Raw genomic sequence first — 16,590 nt, 5'->3', positions numbered from 1 at the left:
CAAAGAAAAGAACTGCGAAATCGTTGCTAAAGAAAACTGGGGATTAAAAAAATTGGCTTACCCTATTCAATTGAAAAAGAATGGGTTCTATACTTTAATCGAATTTAAAGGAGAAGGTTCTGTAGTAGCTGACTTAGAATTGGCATTCAAACGTGACGAAAGAGTAATCCGTTACCTTACTACAAAACTTGACAAACACGCTGTTGAGTACGCTGTAACAAGAAGAGCTAAAGTAAAAGCAGCTAAAGCTTAATTATTAACCCTATTTTTTAAAAAAGACAAGACATGGCAATAGATGAAATGGCTAAACAAGCCTCAGCAGGAGGAGAATCAGAAGTAAAATTCCTTACTCCACTTGATATCAATACAAAATCTGAAAAGAAATATTGTAGATTCAAAAAATACGGAATTAAGCACGTTGACTACAAAGATGCTGATTTCTTATTACAATTCGTAAACGAGCAAGGTAAAATTTTACCAAGAAGATACACCGGAACTTCTTTAAAATACCAAAGAAAAGTTTCTGCTGCTATCAAAAGAGCAAGACACCTTGCATTACTACCATACGTAGCTGACTTATTGAAATAAGACAAAAAATAAATAAAAGAAGAGGGCAACCTCTTCTTTTGTTGCTGAATACATCATTAATTCTAACTTGATTTTAGACTACTAAAATCTAAAAAAGGACAACAACAATGGAAATTATCCTAAAAAAAGACGTAGAAAACTTAGGACTTGAGTTTGATACAGTAAACGTAAAGCCTGGTTATGCTAGAAACTTCCTAATCCCTCAAGGATTTGCACTTTTAGCTACCCCTAAAAACAAAGCTGCTTTAGAAGCTACATTAGAAGCTAGAAAAGAAGAAGAAGCTAAATTAATCGCTGCTGCTAACGCTGTAGTTGAGCAATTGAAGAAAACTTCTATCACTATTCCTGCAAAAGTAGGTACTGGTGATAAACTATTCGGATCTATCAACAATGCTGATCTATCTGCTGCTTTAGAAAAAGCTGGTGTTTCTGTAGAGAAAAAATACATCAAAATTCCTGGTAACACGATCAAGAGAACTGGTAAATTCACAGCTCTTATCAGACTTCACAGAAATGTTGAATACAACTACGAGTTTGATATCGTATCTGATGCTCCGGTTGAGGCAGCTCCTAAAAAAGAAGAAGCTAAAACTGAAGAAGCTTAATAAGCGACTGAGAATTTCTCACAATACAAGACCACTTCAATTTATTGAGGTGGTTTTTTATTTGTACGATAATTATTGATTGGGTGATTCTTAACTACCCCGTCTTTTTGCTTTGCAAAAATCCACCCCTTCAGAGAAGGGGAATGTAGGAAATCTTAACTGTTATTACTCGTTATATAAACTTTTATCCTTCTTATTTAGCTAAAAAGCAAGTTAATGTAGAGAAGTACTATCCAGTGTTGTAGAACCCGCTGCCCCGTAACCTGAATCACGAAACTCAAACTCTTAAACCCTCAAACACTCCCACTCTACTTATCCCCTCTCAGTTTATGCTGATATTCTGTAGGAGCAATACCAATAACTTTCTTGAAAATATTACTGAATGACGACAGGCTGTTGTAGCCTACCATCATAGCAATTTCGTACATATTATATTTTCCTTCCAGCATCAGTTCAAGGGAACGGGTAATTCTTAATGCTCTCAGAAAGCGAAAGTAATTCATGCACAGAATCTCTTTAAATTTCCTTGAAAGGGTTCTTGTACTCATTCCGAATTCTTTAGCTGTAGATTCAATCGTAAGGGGCTTTTCAAGGTTAGCATGAATATATTTTGCAACCTTCAGTAATGTTTCATCTTTGGGAAAAGGATGTTGTATGGGAAACGCCAGATGCTTGTGCTTTTTTTCCTGTAAAACGCTTTTGAGAGCTTTGAGAAAATAATATTTAGAGTGATCATTCTTTGTGATTTTCCCATCCCAGTCTTTAGTATAAAAAATCATCTCCCGAAGTAAATTATTAACAGAATAAATGTTAATTTCATCAAAAAAGCCACTTTCATTTTCTTCTTTTTTAAAATAAAAATTAAATAAATCCACTTTGGGACTGGTAGAAAAAATATAATGGGGAGTACCTGCAGGAATCCACATAAAACATCTGGCAGGAAGGTACCAGTGCTTCTGGTCAGTAAAGACATGCACAATACCGCCTTCTGCATAAACCAATTGTGCAGAACTGTGATAATGAATCTCCGTGGTTACGTTACCTGTGAGGACATGATAGACATAAAATTCCGCATCTTCCTCTTCTACCGCTTTAAAATGACTGTCGTTCATAGCATAAAGGTATGGAAGAATTTTCAATTTGGCGTAAATGAGCAAATCTTTTTCTGCTTTCACAAATCGGGTACTATGCATGACGTCGTAAATTTGCTGCATCAAAATCATTTTTAGCAAAAATCCTTTAATTAATTTATGAATATCATATTTAACGCATGCCGGTATCTGTGCATGGCGTTGTGCTTATTATTGAGCAGTTTTTTACAATCACAGATGATAGATTACCAGCATCTTGGCTTACAGCAAGCTATAGAAATTGGTTTGAAAAACAATAAAAATATACAGATCAGTCATCTGAAACAGGAAATGTCTGTTACCAAAGAGAAAGATCTCAAAATGGAAAAACTTCCGGACATTGAGTTTCATACCAGCTACAATCAGGTTACCAACCTGTTCCAGCATCAGAATGGCGTATTTAACAAAGCAACCCAATATGATGTCATCAATGGTATGTATGACTTTACGTTATCTGCTTCTATTCCGGTATATATGGGTGGCAAAATCAAGAACACGGAAAAGAAAGCGGGTATTGATACTGAAATTTCAGTACTGAAAACTCATCTTGATGAAAGACAACTTAAAATGGAAATCATTACTGCTTTTCTGCAGATTCATCATTTAAAAGAGCAGCAAAGTCTTATTAACGATAAAATGAAAGAAGATTCCGTTAATATCAGGCAGGTAAAAGCTTTGAAAGCCAATGGTGTTGTAACGGTAAACGAAGTCTTAAGAACTTCACTGCAGCTTTCCAACCATACAATGAGCCGGACTGAACTGGATAATGATATTCAGATTGCAGAACATAAACTTAAAACGATTCTTTCTCTTCCGGAAAGCCAGGAAATGCACGTTGATACAGAAGATCTGATTTCAGACAATGCTTCAATTCCTTATATTGATGAACTCACAGAAACCGCATTAAGCAAAAACGAATCTGTTGAAATTACCCATAAAAATCTTTCACTGAAGGAACTGGATCAGAAAATTACCAAAGCCAATTATTTACCCAAAATCACCGCTGGCGGAGAATACTTTATAAAATATCCGAATATGATGTTCTTTCCACCTGAGCCTTATGCTTACCGTTTGGGAATGGTTGGGGTAAATCTTACCTATCCTATTGAAAGCCTGTACAAGAATAAATATAAAATGCAGGAAGCAAAAGAAAACATTGATCTTGCCAAGCTTCAGATTGAGGAGAATGAAGAGAAAATAAGACACAATGTATATGAAACATATAAAAAGTTTGAAGAAACGGATCAGAAGGTTAAAATTGCTGAAGAAGCCATCCAGCAGGCCAAAGAAAACTACCGTATTGTAAGAACAAAATACGCCAATAAGCTTAGTCTTATCACAGAACTGATAGATGCAGACAATGCTTATCTGGAAGCTGAATCTAATCTTATTTCTGTAAAAATAAACCGACAACTTAAATATTACCAACTCCAAATACGATTGGAAACTTATAAAAACTATGGCACAGAAACAACTGACACAAAAAGAAAAAAGAATTAACAAGTCCATTACTTTACTGGCCTGGATCCTGATCATCAGCGGAATTACAGGGATGGTCAGCTTTTATCTTTTTTCAAGAAAAAATGTTACTACAAATGACGCACAGATCGAGCAATATATTACTCCCGTTTCCAGCAAGGTATCAGGGTTTATCAAAACAATAAAGTTTAATGAAAACCAGTTTGTCCATAAAGGTGACACTTTAATCATCATAGACAACAGGGAGTTCCTGAACCAGGTACAGATAGCAGAAGCCAACCTTCATGCCAATACAGCCACCATAAGCACTATTGAAAGCGGAGTCAATACCAAAGAAAGCGACACCAAGATCATTGATGCTAAAATTGCGTCTGCAAAAATTGATATCTGGAGAACGGAACAGGATTTTAAAAGATATAAAAACCTTCTGGCAGAAGACGCAGCAACGGAACAGGAATTTGAAAATGTAAAAGCTTCCTATGAACAGTCAAAAGCCAATCTTCTGGCATTGGAGCAGCAGAAAAATGCAGTAAGAGCCGGAGCAAATGAACAACAGACTAAAGTAGCTCCTGTTAAAAGCCAGATCCAGCAGAGTTCTGCAAACCTTAATAATGCTAAGCTATACCTTTCCTATACGGTGATTACAGCTCCTTATGACGGATGGGTGGGAAAGAAAACCATTCAGGAAGGTCAATTGATTAAAGAAGGCCAGGCTTTGGTCCAGATCGTAAGCAAGGAGAAATGGATCATAGCCAATTATAAAGAAACACAGCTTGGGCAGATTGACCAGAGTCAGGAAGTGACTATTACAGCAGATGCTTATCCTGATGTTGAATTTAAAGGAAAAATACTTTCCGTGTCTCCTGCATCCGGTTCTCAGTTTTCTTTGGTAAAACCGGATAATGCAACCGGAAACTTTGTAAAAATTGAACAGAGATTTCCTGTAAAAATTATCCTTGATAACAATAAAGACAACGAAAAGCTGCTTTCCGGAATGAATGTTCTGGTGAGCGCTAAGAAGATATGAGTTTGAGTGTGGGAGTGTTTGAGAGTATTAGAATATAAAATATTCGATTTTAATTTAATTTTCAAATTCTCTCATTTTCAAATTTTCAAATTAAATTATTTTTTTTGCGAAAAGGCAGAACTGCAAATAGCGAATCTGTGAATTTTTTCTTAAGCATATTGGCCATTTTACCTTTTACTTTACACCTTGCCCTTTTGTCTTTTCGCATTTTTACAAAGACTAAACAATTAACAAGGCAGAGCAAAATCATTGATGGTCCTGATTACATTCAACCGCAATTTTGTGATTCATGTTTTTCGCTTTTTGCCCTTTTGTTTTAAAAAAATTATGCAACACAATTCAGTTTATCATAAATGGGTACCACAATGGCTGAAGCTGCCTCTTCTCATATTGGCATTGTTTCCCCACCTGATGTTGTTGTCGCTTTTACATTCAAACAGCGCCTTCACATCTTCTTTTATGGATGTAGATTCAGATGACATCCAGTATTTAATGATTTTGATGTATGGGACATTTGTGGTTACCCTTTTAGTTTTACAACGGTTTATGGCTTATTTCAGCGTGAAATATTATGTACTGCTGATGGCTTCCATTTCCGTGATCATTCTTTATGTTCTGTCAGTAACCCATGACTATCATGTTATTTTGGTAATCAGATTTCTGGAAGGTATTTTCGGATTGCTGGAAGGTGCTATTTTCCTTCCTTTAATCATTGCGGAGTTAAAAACGAAACATGCCAAAGTTTTGGCTTATCTCTTTATGTATACGACTATGCTGACGGGAGGAACCATCACCACTTCCCTGCTGAAATCAAGTATTGAGAATTATGATTTCCGGCATATGATCCTGATGATGGTCTACTTTCATGTATTTGTACTGATTATTGGTATTGCACTGTTCAACAAAAACAGATTCTTTCCTAAAAAGCCTTTGTATCAGTTGGATATTACCAGCTGGTTTTTGCTTTGGGTTTGTCTGCAGGCCGGCGGTTATGCAATTATTTATGGAAAAAGACTCATGTGGTTTGAATCTGATACCATTGTGATGTGTTTTTTTATATTTCTTCTTTCAGGAGGATTATTTATGCTTAAACAGAGAAACTCCAGAAGACCTCTGTTTCATTTTGAGGTTTTCAGTTCCAGAAACGTCATTGCCGGAATGGTCCTGTTTTTTATTTTTTACCTGATCCGTTCGGGACTGAATAATGTTTACAGCATTATGGCTACCGTATGGAAATGGCCATGGGATTATATTGTGAACATCCAATACTGGAATGTTGCCGGTACACTTCTGGGAATCATATTATCGGGGATTTGTCTGGTTCGCGGAGTATCTTCAAGGATTGTTTTCTTTACAGGATTTTTGCTGCTGGCCATTGACTGTGCATGGTTTACCTATACTTTTTATCCTGACACTACTCTTTCCACTATCTGTCCGCCTTTATTCCTGCAGGGAACAGCCCAGGGATTATTATTTACACCGCTTGTTTTCTTTTTGATTTCAGGGACCAGAGAAGAATATGTTTCCAATGCTACAGCGTTGGGAACCACAACCCGCTTCTGGACAACCGCTATCGGATATGCGCTGATGCAGAACCTGATGTTATTTTTAACGCTAAAACATTCTGACGCACTCAGTGCTCATCTTACAGATATCAATCCTGTTTTTTACAGCCAGTGGAATCAGATTTTCGGAAATGCGGTTTCCAGGCTTCCGGTGAATGATTCTCTTTCTGTAACAGCCGGGGCTTTTAAAGCTAAAATAACAGCTCAATCCATCCTCCTTTCCAATATGGAAATTTTCACAGGACTGTTCTGGCTGGCTCTTGTTACTGCAATCTGTTTATTGCTTTACCATCCGGTAAAAATAGCAGTACGGAATATTATGTAAAGGAAGGAAGCTGGAGGCTGGAAGATTGTAGCTACTGAAGACATAAATAACAGATAGATTAAGATAAGACAGTTTCTTAAACGCCAGGAAAACGCTAGGAAGATATAAAATGATATGAATATTTTCCGTTCGCAAAGGCATTTCATTCAGCTATATGGTCTGAATAAACTCTGCTAAGTGTCAACGCCTTTGCGAACATAATTCCACATTTTTCAGTCAAATCCATTGCGAACTTTGAATTAAACTTAAATTAAGAAATAGCTAAAGGCCCTTTAACTAAAGCTAATACTGATAAGTTCTTATTAAACGAACAATATTTCCCAAATGTCAAAAGAAACTTACTGTTTCTAACTGCTATCTTCAATCTCCTTTCTTCTCCGCACTTTGGCCGGTTTATTGTTCGTATTTTTCAAGCAGCAATATTGCATAAAACACTACGTTTAATACAAAAGTTTACCAATGGAAATTGAAAAAATTTTACTGAGCCAGAGAGATTTTTTTAAAACACAGCAAACCAAAGGTCTTGCCTTCCGGAAAATGTACCTCGAAAAGCTAAAAAAACTTATCATCTCAAATGAGAATATGCTCTGTGAAGCTATTAACAGGGATTTTGGTAAATCCAAATTTGATACATTCACTACAGAATTATCTTTCATCCTGAATGATATTGATTATTATATCAGTAATATAAAAGCGCTTTCAAAACCTCAAAAAGTAAGGACCAACCTTGTGAATCAGCTCGGAAACAGTAAAATTTATAAGGACCCGCTTGGCTGTGTATTGGTAATCGGAGCGTGGAATTATCCTTATCAACTATCCCTTTCTCCCGTTATTGCAGCAATGGCAGCCGGAAACTGCTGTATCCTTAAACCCAGTGAAATTGCTGAAAATACAATGAAGGCAATGGCCTCACTCATCAATGAAAACTTCCCTTCTGAGTATCTTTATGTATATGAAGGAGGTATTGAAGAAACCACAGCCCTTTTAACATTAAAATTTGACAAAATATTTTTTACCGGAAGCACGAAAGTCGGAAAAATCGTTTATAAAGCGGCGGCAGAACATCTTACTCCTGTAACGCTTGAATTGGGCGGAAAATCCCCAGCCATTGTCACCAAAGATGCCGATCTGGAAACAGCAGCCAAAAGAATCGTATGGGGGAAGTTCCTAAATGCCGGTCAAACCTGTGTAGCTCCTGATTACCTGCTGATAGAAGAAACCATTCAGGAACAGTTTCTGGAAATGCTCAGGAAATATATCAAAGAGTTTCAGTATGAACCGGATTCCGAACAATACACAAGAATTATTAACCAAAGAAATTTCCAGCGCCTTATACGCCTTATTGATAAAGAAAAAATCTATTACGGAGGAAATTCTGATGAAGAAAAATTATACATCGAACCTACTATTCTGAACCATATAGACTGGAATGATGACATCATGCAGGAAGAAATTTTCGGTCCTCTTCTGCCTGTTATCAGTTTTCAAAGCTATAATGCAGTTCTCAACACTGTTTCAGAGCTTGAAAAACCACTGGCAGCCTATCTTTTCACCAGTAATTCTGAAGAAAAGGAAATCTTTACACGGAAACTTTCTTTCGGAGGAGGTTGTATCAATGACACTGTGATGCATCTGAGCAATGATAATCTGCCATTCGGAGGCGTAGGAAGTTCCGGCATAGGAAATTATCACGGGAAATATGGTTTTGAAACGTTCTCCCATCAAAAATCCATTCTTGAAAAAGCCACATGGGGTGAACCAAATATTAAATATCCACCTTATTCGGAAAAAAAATTAAGCTGGATTAGAAAACTGTTGTAATTTATCTTTTATTGGAAATTTCAATAAAAAAAATATATATTTATGTCCTAAAACTTAAATTCTATAACCCATGAAAAATTTAAAAAAATTATCCAGAGAAAAATTGAGTAAATTAACAGGAGGATTATCATGTGCTTCATCTTGTTCAGACGGAAGTATGGTATACATCAGTTCTTGTACTTCGTGTATTGAATATTCGGGCGCAGCAGCTTGCTATGACGCTAATGGTAAAGGCGCAATACGTATGGAGTTTTGTGCAGCTTCTTAATATAAAAAAACAAAAACCCGTTCTTGGTGAACGGGTTTCTTTTTAAAGAATTTTTCCTTTTTCCAGAAATTCTTTTACTTTTTCCTTGCTGTATCCTTTTCCATCTTCCAAAACCTCACTCTGTTGAACATGAATTTTTTTGCCATTTTTATCTAAAATGATAAAGAAAGGATAAAATTGCTGTTCTTTAACATTGATATACTGGGCAAAAACTTTCTCATTCTTATTATCCGGAGAATAATTCAGATGATAATACAGATATTTTTTATCTACAATTTCCTTCAGTTCAGGAGTTGTCTGCACAAAATTATTAAAACGAAGGCACCAGATACACCAGTTACCACCAGCCTGTATCATAATATTTTTCCCTTCTTTTTTAGCCTGAGCAACTAATTTATTAATATCGGCCTGAGCATCCGCTTTCGGATCATAAGGCTTAGGCAGCTTTGCTTTTTCTTCAGCCGCTTTTTTCTTAGCTTCAAGTTCCGCCTGATCGGCAGGTACAATTAAAGCTGTTTTTTCTTTTACGTTATCGGGTTCGCTCTTTGTATTTTGTGAAAAAGCTACTGCACTTAATCCCAGAAAAGCTAACAATGTCAATTTTTTCATAGCATAAAAATAAAAAAATACTACATATCCCCCTGCAAAAATAGAACCATAATTTTATTATCACTAAATTTGCGTGTTTTATGAATTTTCTAATCAAAATATTATACCTGATTTCCAAGCTTCCGCTTAAAATATTATATATTTTTTCGGACGTCATCTTTTTCCTGAATTATCATATTGTAGGATACAGAAAAGAGGTTATTACGCAAAACCTGAAAAAATCTTTCCCTGATAAAACTGAAGAAGAAATCAAAGAGATCCGGAAAAAATTCTACCTCAATTTTTCTGATTATCTGGTAGAAACCATTAAATCTTTCAGCATTTCGGAAACAGAATCCAGAGTGAGAATGCAGCATATCAACCAGCATTTATTTCACGAAGCCAAAGAGGAAGGTAAAAATATTATTTTACTGGCAGGCCACGTTTTCAATTGGGAATGGATCAATGCACTGGCAAAAATCATCCCGCAGGCGCACTGCCATCCTGTATACAGAAAAGTAAACAGTGACTTCTGGGAAAACCAGATGAAGAAAGTCCGGAATAAATTCGGAAATGAAGCACTGGAAGCCAATGAAGTGATTCTTAATATTTTCAGATCTAAAAACAACGGAGATTCTGCCTATATGTTTGTGGCTGACCAAACACCCCATCACGCTCATATTACGTATGGATTAGAGTTTTTAAATCAGCGTACTCCTGCCTTTATAGGCTATGACAGGCTTGCCACAAGAATGGACCTTGTTTTCATCTATTGTGAAATGAAAAAGGTAAAGCGTGGTTATTATCAGGTTAATTATCACAGAATATACCCGGATGGGGAAAAGTTTACAGAAAACGAAGTGGTAAGAAAGTTCCATAAATTACTGGAAAATACTTTACATAAACATCCGGACAATTATCTTTGGTCACACAGAAAATGGAAATATCAGGACTCTATCAAAAATTTTGATTCTGAAAAAAAATAGATTGACATGCAGAAAAAACTGGCAGTTGCCATCTTAAACTGGAACGGCAGGAATTGGCTTGAACAGTTTCTTCCGGGAGTAGTTCAATTTTCTCAGAATGCAGATATCTATGTGATAGACAATCTTTCAACAGATGATTCAATTGAATTCTTAGAAAAGAATTTTCCCACAGTACAAATTGTTAAAAACGATAAAAACTATGGTTTTGCAGGCGGTTATAATGAAGGATTGAAAGCCATCAAAAACGAATATTACTGTCTTCTTAATTCTGATGTAGAGGTTACAGAAAACTGGACAGAACCTGTGTTGGAATTATTGGAAAGTAACCCTTCTGTTTCAGCAGTACAGCCCAAAATTTTATCTTATCACAATAGAAATTATTTTGAATTTGCAGGAGCTGCAGGCGGACTAATTGATAACCTTGGGTATCCGTATTGCAGAGGAAGAGTTTTCGATGATCTTGAAGAGGATAAAGGGCAATACAATGATGAAGCAGAGATTTTCTGGGCTTCAGGATGCTGCTTTTTTATACGTTCAAAAGATTTCTGGGAACAGAATGGTTTTGATGCGAGATTTTTTGCCCATCAGGAAGAAATTGATCTTTGCTGGAGGCTTATTAATTCAGGAAAAAAGATTTATTATACCGGGAAATCCAAAGTTTACCATGTAGGCGGTGGAACGCTCAACAAGCAGAGCGCACAGAAGACTTATTTAAACATCAGGAATAACCTTTCTATGATGCTTAAAAATCTTCCTTTTCCTCAATTGATCTTCCTGATATTTTTCAGATTATGTCTGGATGGTATTGCCGGAATTTATTTTGGATTAAAACAGGGCTTTCCGCATCTTTGGGCTGTAGTAAGAGCTCATTTTGGTTTTTACGCCCAACTTCCCACAACCTGGAAGCTTCGTCAAAGGCATCAGAAGAAGAATTTCTATCAATCAAAATGGCTTATTTTTAAACACTTTTTGGGAGGGAGGTGATAGGTGGCAGATGATAGGTTATAGGTTGCAGGTTATAGGGATTAGGGAAAATTACCATTTCTTATGAACTAAAGTTTATAATGATAAAATTCATAACTTCAATTACCTTTAAACTTTAAACTCAAAACCTTGAACATCAAATTCCAAACAAGTACCAGTAACCAGCAACAAAAACAACCCAACAAACTTATAATATTAGAACAATGGATTTCTGTGCTATAGATTTTGAAACGGCCACTCACGAGAAAAGTTCAGCTTGTGAGATGGGAATTTGTGTAGTACAGGATTCTAAAATTGTTGAAACGAAAACATGGCTGATTAAACCGCCAAGCTTTCCTTATTTCAGTAAATTCAATATTGCAGTGCATGGAATTCAGCCGGAAGATGTGAAAGACGCTCCGACTTTTGATGAAATATGGTATGAGGCTCAGGATATGATGTACGGAAGCCTTATGATTGCTCATAATGCAGGTTTTGATGCTTCTGTTTTAAGAGGCTGTCTGGAGCACTACGGAATGTTTACCCCTAAATTGAATTATTTGTGCAGTATCCAGCTTGCCAAAAAATCATGGAATTATCTCCCGAAATATGGACTGAAACCTTTAGCTGAATATCATAAAATTGACTTTGCCCACCACCGGGCAGGAGCTGATGCCGAAGTATGTGCCAAAATTTCTTTGCTGGCATTTGAGAAACTCTTCCTCACCAGTAATGATGAAGTACATGATTATATGAAAGCAAAAATCAAAAGACTTTAATATTACAGACGAAGCATTACATTGGAAAAATAAGCGAAATTTTCGCTGGTTCCTATCTCAGGAGTAAGGCCGATTACCCCATCTCCTATAATTTCTGTATATCCAAATCCTACGTCAAAAATCAACCATTTTCTTTTCAACACTTTGATAGGAAAGCTTCCGTCATTTTCTATCGTGATATTGTATTTAAAAACGTAACGGTTTTCGGATGGATAACTGTTTTTACTATCATATTCAGGTATTACTGAAACTTTGATATTGGAAGTCATTTTTGAAAACATCATTGTAGCATTTTCTTAATAGATACAAAAATCTCGCCTTTTTTAGGCGAGATTGTATATTTATGTTATAATTCTGTTAAAACTATAATCCAAGGCCTTTTCTTTCGTCACCTCCCATTAAGATACCAACAGGATTGTCGATCGCTTCTTTTACCGCTACAAGGAATCCTACAGACTCTTTTCCGTCGATAATTCTGTGGTCATAAGACATTGCTACATACATCATTGGTCTGATTACTACCTGCCCGTCAACAGCAACCGGTCTCTGGATGATGTTGTGCATTCCAAGGATTGCAGATTGCGGAGGGTTGATGATTGGTGTAGACATCATAGATCCGAAAGTACCACCGTTTGTAATTGTGAAGGTACCACCAGTCATTTCATCAACAGTAATTTTACCGTCTCTTACTTTTGTAGCAAGATCTTTGATGTTTGCTTCTACAGCGCTGAAAGACATGTTTTCTGCATTTCTCAATACAGGAACCATTAATCCTTTAGGACCTGAAACTGCAATTGAAATATCACAGAAATCATAGTTTACTTTGAAGTCACCATCAATAGATGCATTTACATCCGGATACATTTGTAATGCTCTTGTAACAGCCTTTGTGAAGAAAGACATGAAACCAAGTCCAACTCCGTGCTTTTGAGCAAATTCTTCTTTATATTGTTTTCTCAATCTGAAGATTTCAGACATGTCAACTTCATTGAAAGTAGTCAACATAGCTGTTTCATTCTTCACAGAAACTAATCTCTGAGCGATTTTTCTTCTTAAAACTGAAAGTTTAGTTGTGGTAGTAGATCTTGAACCTGTTGCAGTAAGAGGGCTTCCACCTAATGCAGGTACTGCCGCTAATTCAGCATCAGTTTTAGTAATTCTTCCGTCTCTTCCTGTTCCTGAAACCTGTGCAGCATCCATTCCTTTTTCATCAAGGATTTTTTTAGCAGCCGGAGATGGAGCTCCTGTTGCGTAAGTTTGTGGTGCAGCTACCGGAGCGGCAGGTTTTGGAGCTTCCTGTTTAGCAGGTTCAGCAGCTTTCGGAGCTTCTTCCTGTTTTGGAGCTTCAGCGGCAGGTGCAGCACCTTCCGGCTTTTTAGCATCCATATCAATTAAACAAACTACCTGACCTACTTGTACTACATCACCTTCTTCTGCTTTTAAAGTGATTACACCACTTTGTTCTGCAGGCAATTCAAGAGTTGCTTTATCTGAATCCACTTCGGCGATAGGTTGATCTTTTTCTACATAATCACCATCTTTTACAAGCCAAGTTGCAATTTCAACTTCTGTAATTGATTCGCCCGGTGAAGGAACTTTCATTTCTAAAACTGACATATCGAGTATTTTTTATTTTTTAATTGATTATTATTTTAAATTAAGCTGTTACTGGTCTTTTTGCAGGAGCATCGTCTCTGTCGAAAACTCTGTTGATTACTGCATTTTGGTTTTTCTCAAACATTTTGTGGCTACCTGGAGCCGGTGCACCACTTGGTACCGGAGCAACTACCTGGATTCCTGTATCTCTGAAGTTTCTCAGGATATAAGACCATGCTCCCATGTTTTCAGGTTCTTCCTGAGCCCACACCAATTGTTTTCTGTTTTCATATTTGCTGAAGATGACTTCAATAGCATCTGTCTGAAGCGGATATAACTGCTCGAATCTTACCAGTGCAATATTTTCACAGTTCAGTTCTTCTTTCTTCGCTAATAATTCGAAGTACAGTTTACCTGAACAAAGAACTAATTTTTCTACTTTTTTAGGATCTGCAGTCGGATCATCTAATACCGGCTGGAATGCACCGTTTGCAAAATCTTCAAGCGGAGAAACCACTTTAGGGTGTCTCAACAGAGATTTAGGGCTCATTACCACCAATGGTTTTCTGAATGACCATTTCAACTGTCTTCTCAATAAGTGGAAGTAGTTGGCAGGTGAAGTAATATTGGCAACCACCATGTTTTCATTAGCACAAAGGGTAAGGAATCTCTCCAATCTTGCTGAAGAGTGCTCTGCTCCCTGTCCTTCTGAACCGTGAGGCAATAACATTACCAATCCGTCCTGGATTTTCCATTTTTCTTCTGCAGCTGCCAGATACTGGTCTACAATAATCTGGGCACCGTTCACGAAATCCCCGAACTGAGCTTCCCAGATGGTTAATGTATTTGGAGAAGCCATTGCATATCCATAGTCGAAACCTAAAACACCATATTCTGAAAGATGAGAATTGAATACATCAAATCTGTTTTCGGATACATGTCTTAACGGGATATATTCTTCTTCTGTATCTTCAGTTTTTACTACAGCGTGTCTGTGAGAGAATGTACCTCTTTCCACATCTTCCCCTGAGATTCTTACATTGTGACCTTCTACAAGAAGTGTTGCATAGGCTAACCACTCTCCTAACGCCCAGTCTAGTGAATTTCCTTCAATAGCTTTGATACGGTTTTCGAAAAGTCTTGTAATTTTATTGATAAACGTTTTATCAGCAGGAAGCGTTGACATCTTAATTGCCAGTTCTTTCAGCTTTGCAAGGTCATATTTTGTATCTACCGGTATCTGAACTGCTCCTCTTTTTCCGATCGGATAATTCACCCAATCTTCAGCCATGAACACGTCCATAACGTTTTTCTCAATCTCTTTGGAAGCATCAAAATCTTTATCCAGAAGAGCTTTGAATTCCGTTTCCATTTTAGCAATTACATCATTCGAAGTAATGCTGTCTTTCAGTAATTTATCTTTATAAATTTCTCTTGGATTCGGGTGTTTTGAGATCGTTTTATATAAGTTAGGCTGAGTGAATCTTGGCTCATCCCCTTCGTTGTGACCATATTTTCTGTATCCTAAAAGGTCGATATAAACATCTTTACCGAATTTTGCTCTGAAATCAGCAGCAAAATGGATCGCATGAACAACCGCTTCTGCATCATCAGCATTTACGTGCATTACAGGAGATTCTGTAACTTTCGCAATGTCTGTACAGTATGTTGAAGATCTTGCATCCATGTAGTTAGTTGTAAATGAAACCTGGTTATTAACAACGATATGAACAGTACCTCCTGTTCTATATCCTTCCAGAGTCATCATCTGAGCAACTTCGTAAGCAATCCCTTGTCCTGCAATAGCACCGTCACCGTGGATGATGATTGGCAATACTTTAGAGTAATCTTTGTATTTGTCATCTACTTTTGCACGGCAGATACCTTCTACAAGGGCAGCAACCGTTTCAAGGTGAGACGGGTTCGGAGTAAGGTTGATACAAACTTCTTCTCCGGAAGCTGTCTTGATCTTTTTAGATGATCCCAGGTGATATTTAACGTCACCGGAGAATACATCTTCTTCGAATTCTTTTCCTTCAAATTCTGAGAAGATCTGCTTGTAAGATTTCCCGAAAATATTGGTAAGAACATTAAGTCTACCTCTGTGAGCCATACCCAACACCACTTCATCTACTCCTAACTGAGAAGATCTTGAGATAAGCTGGTCCAAAGCCGGGATTAATGTTTCACCTCCTTCTAATGAGAATCTTTTTTGTCCTACAAATTTTGTGTGCAGGTAGTTTTCAAAAGCTACCGCCTGATTTAATTTTAATAAGATTTCTGTTTTTTCGTTTGCAGAAAGGTTTGGATGATTTTCATTTACCTGAAGCCATCTTTTGATGAAATCTTTTTCTTCAACATTGTTGATGTGCATGTATTCTACCCCGATAGAATCACAGTAGATATTTTCAAGGTGCTTGATAAGGTCTGCCAGAGTAGCAGGTTCTTTCATTCCTGTTTCAACCGCACAGTTGAATTTTGTATTTAAATCTTCTTTAGAAAGACCGAAATTTTCGATGTCTAAAGTAGGGGTATAGTGTCTTCTTTCTCTAACCGGGTTAGTCTTTGTAAAAAGGTGTCCTCTCGTTCTGTAAGCCTCAATAAGGTTTACTACTTTAAATTCTTTCTTGATATGCTCAGGAACTTCTCCGTTGGATACTGCCTGAGAAATCTGTTGTTGTACTGCCGGGGCAGCGCTGGCCGAAGCCTGAATAAATTGAGTGTTATCGTCATCTCCGTAATTCTCCAAAGCGAAATCGAAGCCTTGAAAGAAAGCTTTCCATGATGGTTCTAGAGAGTCCGGGAATTTTAAGTACTGTTGGTATAAATCCTCAATTAACTGAGAATGAGCTGCGTTTAGGAATGAAAAT

The 16,590-nt window shown here is 37.0% G+C and carries 16 protein-coding genes; 11 read left to right on the top strand and 5 right to left on the bottom strand.

The window, feature by feature from the left end; all coding sequences use genetic code 11:
* The 3 genes from rpsF to rplI form a co-directional block, all read left to right on the top strand.
* The coding region (gene rpsF, locus ACE3RB_RS17770) for a 30S ribosomal protein S6 (protein ID WP_374465442.1) at positions 1-253 on the top strand (253 nt) is incomplete at its 5' end.
* 32 nt (positions 254-285) lie between these two features.
* Complete coding sequence (rpsR, locus tag ACE3RB_RS17765; RefSeq protein ID WP_002979091.1) at positions 286-588, top strand: 30S ribosomal protein S18; 303 nt, start codon at positions 286-288, stop codon at positions 586-588.
* A 107-nt stretch (positions 589-695) separates the two neighbouring features.
* Positions 696-1,193, top strand: coding sequence for a 50S ribosomal protein L9 (gene rplI / locus ACE3RB_RS17760; RefSeq protein ID WP_374465441.1), 498 nt, complete (start codon positions 696-698; stop codon positions 1,191-1,193).
* A gap of 308 nt (positions 1,194-1,501) precedes the next feature.
* Here rplI and ACE3RB_RS17755 read toward each other — a convergent pair whose 3' ends face one another.
* A complete protein-coding gene (locus tag ACE3RB_RS17755) occupies positions 1,502-2,407 on the bottom strand; it encodes a helix-turn-helix domain-containing protein (protein WP_374465440.1) in 906 nt (301 codons plus the stop codon).
* A 36-nt stretch (positions 2,408-2,443) separates the two neighbouring features.
* Between ACE3RB_RS17755 and ACE3RB_RS17750 the strand changes: the two genes are divergently transcribed.
* The 5 genes from ACE3RB_RS17750 (at position 2,444) to ACE3RB_RS17730 (ending at position 8,808) form a co-directional block, all read left to right on the top strand.
* Positions 2,444-3,823 carry a TolC family protein gene (locus tag ACE3RB_RS17750; protein ID WP_374465439.1) on the top strand — a complete coding sequence of 460 codons (1,380 nt, stop codon included), beginning with the start codon at positions 2,444-2,446 and terminating at the stop codon, positions 3,821-3,823.
* Positions 3,783-4,829: an HlyD family secretion protein gene (locus ACE3RB_RS17745; RefSeq protein ID WP_374465438.1), complete on the top strand. Its 1,047-nt coding sequence runs from the start codon at positions 3,783-3,785 to the stop codon at positions 4,827-4,829. The genes ACE3RB_RS17750 and ACE3RB_RS17745 overlap by 41 nt, the downstream gene beginning before the upstream one ends.
* Positions 4,830-5,156: 327 nt before the next feature.
* Positions 5,157-6,719, top strand: a complete 1,563-nt coding sequence (locus tag ACE3RB_RS17740; RefSeq protein WP_374465437.1) for a hypothetical protein — start codon at positions 5,157-5,159, stop codon at positions 6,717-6,719.
* A 459-nt stretch (positions 6,720-7,178) separates the two neighbouring features.
* Complete coding sequence (locus ACE3RB_RS17735) at positions 7,179-8,540, top strand: aldehyde dehydrogenase (protein WP_374465436.1); 1,362 nt, start codon at positions 7,179-7,181, stop codon at positions 8,538-8,540.
* Positions 8,541-8,643: 103 nt separating this feature from the next.
* The gene (locus ACE3RB_RS17730; RefSeq protein ID WP_374465435.1) at positions 8,644-8,808 is read left to right on the top strand and encodes a hypothetical protein; all 165 of its coding nucleotides are present in this window, start codon (positions 8,644-8,646) and stop codon (positions 8,806-8,808) included.
* Positions 8,809-8,850: 42 nt separating this feature from the next.
* On the opposite strand, the gene ACE3RB_RS17725 is transcribed toward ACE3RB_RS17730, so the two are convergent.
* Complete coding sequence (locus tag ACE3RB_RS17725) at positions 8,851-9,417, bottom strand: thioredoxin family protein (protein WP_374465434.1); 567 nt, start codon at positions 9,415-9,417, stop codon at positions 8,851-8,853.
* 80 nt (positions 9,418-9,497) lie between these two features.
* Between ACE3RB_RS17725 and ACE3RB_RS17720 the strand changes: the two genes are divergently transcribed.
* The 3 genes from ACE3RB_RS17720 to ACE3RB_RS17710 all read left to right on the top strand — a co-directional run bounded on the left by ACE3RB_RS17720 (position 9,498) and on the right by ACE3RB_RS17710 (position 12,124).
* On the top strand, positions 9,498-10,382 hold the full coding sequence (locus ACE3RB_RS17720; RefSeq protein WP_374465433.1) for a lysophospholipid acyltransferase family protein: 885 nt from the start codon (positions 9,498-9,500) through the stop codon (positions 10,380-10,382).
* 6 nt (positions 10,383-10,388) lie between these two features.
* Entirely contained in the window at positions 10,389-11,366 is a 978-nt protein-coding gene (locus tag ACE3RB_RS17715; protein WP_374465432.1) for a glycosyltransferase family 2 protein, read from the top strand.
* Between the two features lie 203 nt (positions 11,367-11,569).
* The gene (locus tag ACE3RB_RS17710; protein ID WP_374465431.1) at positions 11,570-12,124 is read left to right on the top strand and encodes a 3'-5' exonuclease; all 555 of its coding nucleotides are present in this window, start codon (positions 11,570-11,572) and stop codon (positions 12,122-12,124) included.
* Positions 12,125-12,126: 2 nt separating this feature from the next.
* On the opposite strand, the gene ACE3RB_RS17705 is transcribed toward ACE3RB_RS17710, so the two are convergent.
* From ACE3RB_RS17705 to ACE3RB_RS17695, 3 genes are all read right to left on the bottom strand, one after another.
* Entirely contained in the window at positions 12,127-12,408 is a 282-nt protein-coding gene (locus tag ACE3RB_RS17705; protein WP_374465430.1) for an ApaG domain, read from the bottom strand.
* A 79-nt stretch (positions 12,409-12,487) separates the two neighbouring features.
* Positions 12,488-13,741, bottom strand: a complete 1,254-nt coding sequence (gene odhB / locus ACE3RB_RS17700; RefSeq protein ID WP_002979077.1) for a 2-oxoglutarate dehydrogenase complex dihydrolipoyllysine-residue succinyltransferase — start codon at positions 13,739-13,741, stop codon at positions 12,488-12,490.
* A 40-nt stretch (positions 13,742-13,781) separates the two neighbouring features.
* The coding region (locus ACE3RB_RS17695; protein WP_374465429.1) for a 2-oxoglutarate dehydrogenase E1 component at positions 13,782-16,590 on the bottom strand (2,809 nt) is incomplete at its 5' end.

This window comes from Chryseobacterium sp. (assembly GCF_041914225.1).
GTDB lineage: Bacteria > Bacteroidota > Bacteroidia > Flavobacteriales > Weeksellaceae > Chryseobacterium.
Note: the sequence above shows the minus strand (reverse complement) of the source record. Positions and strands in the feature narration are given on the sequence as shown.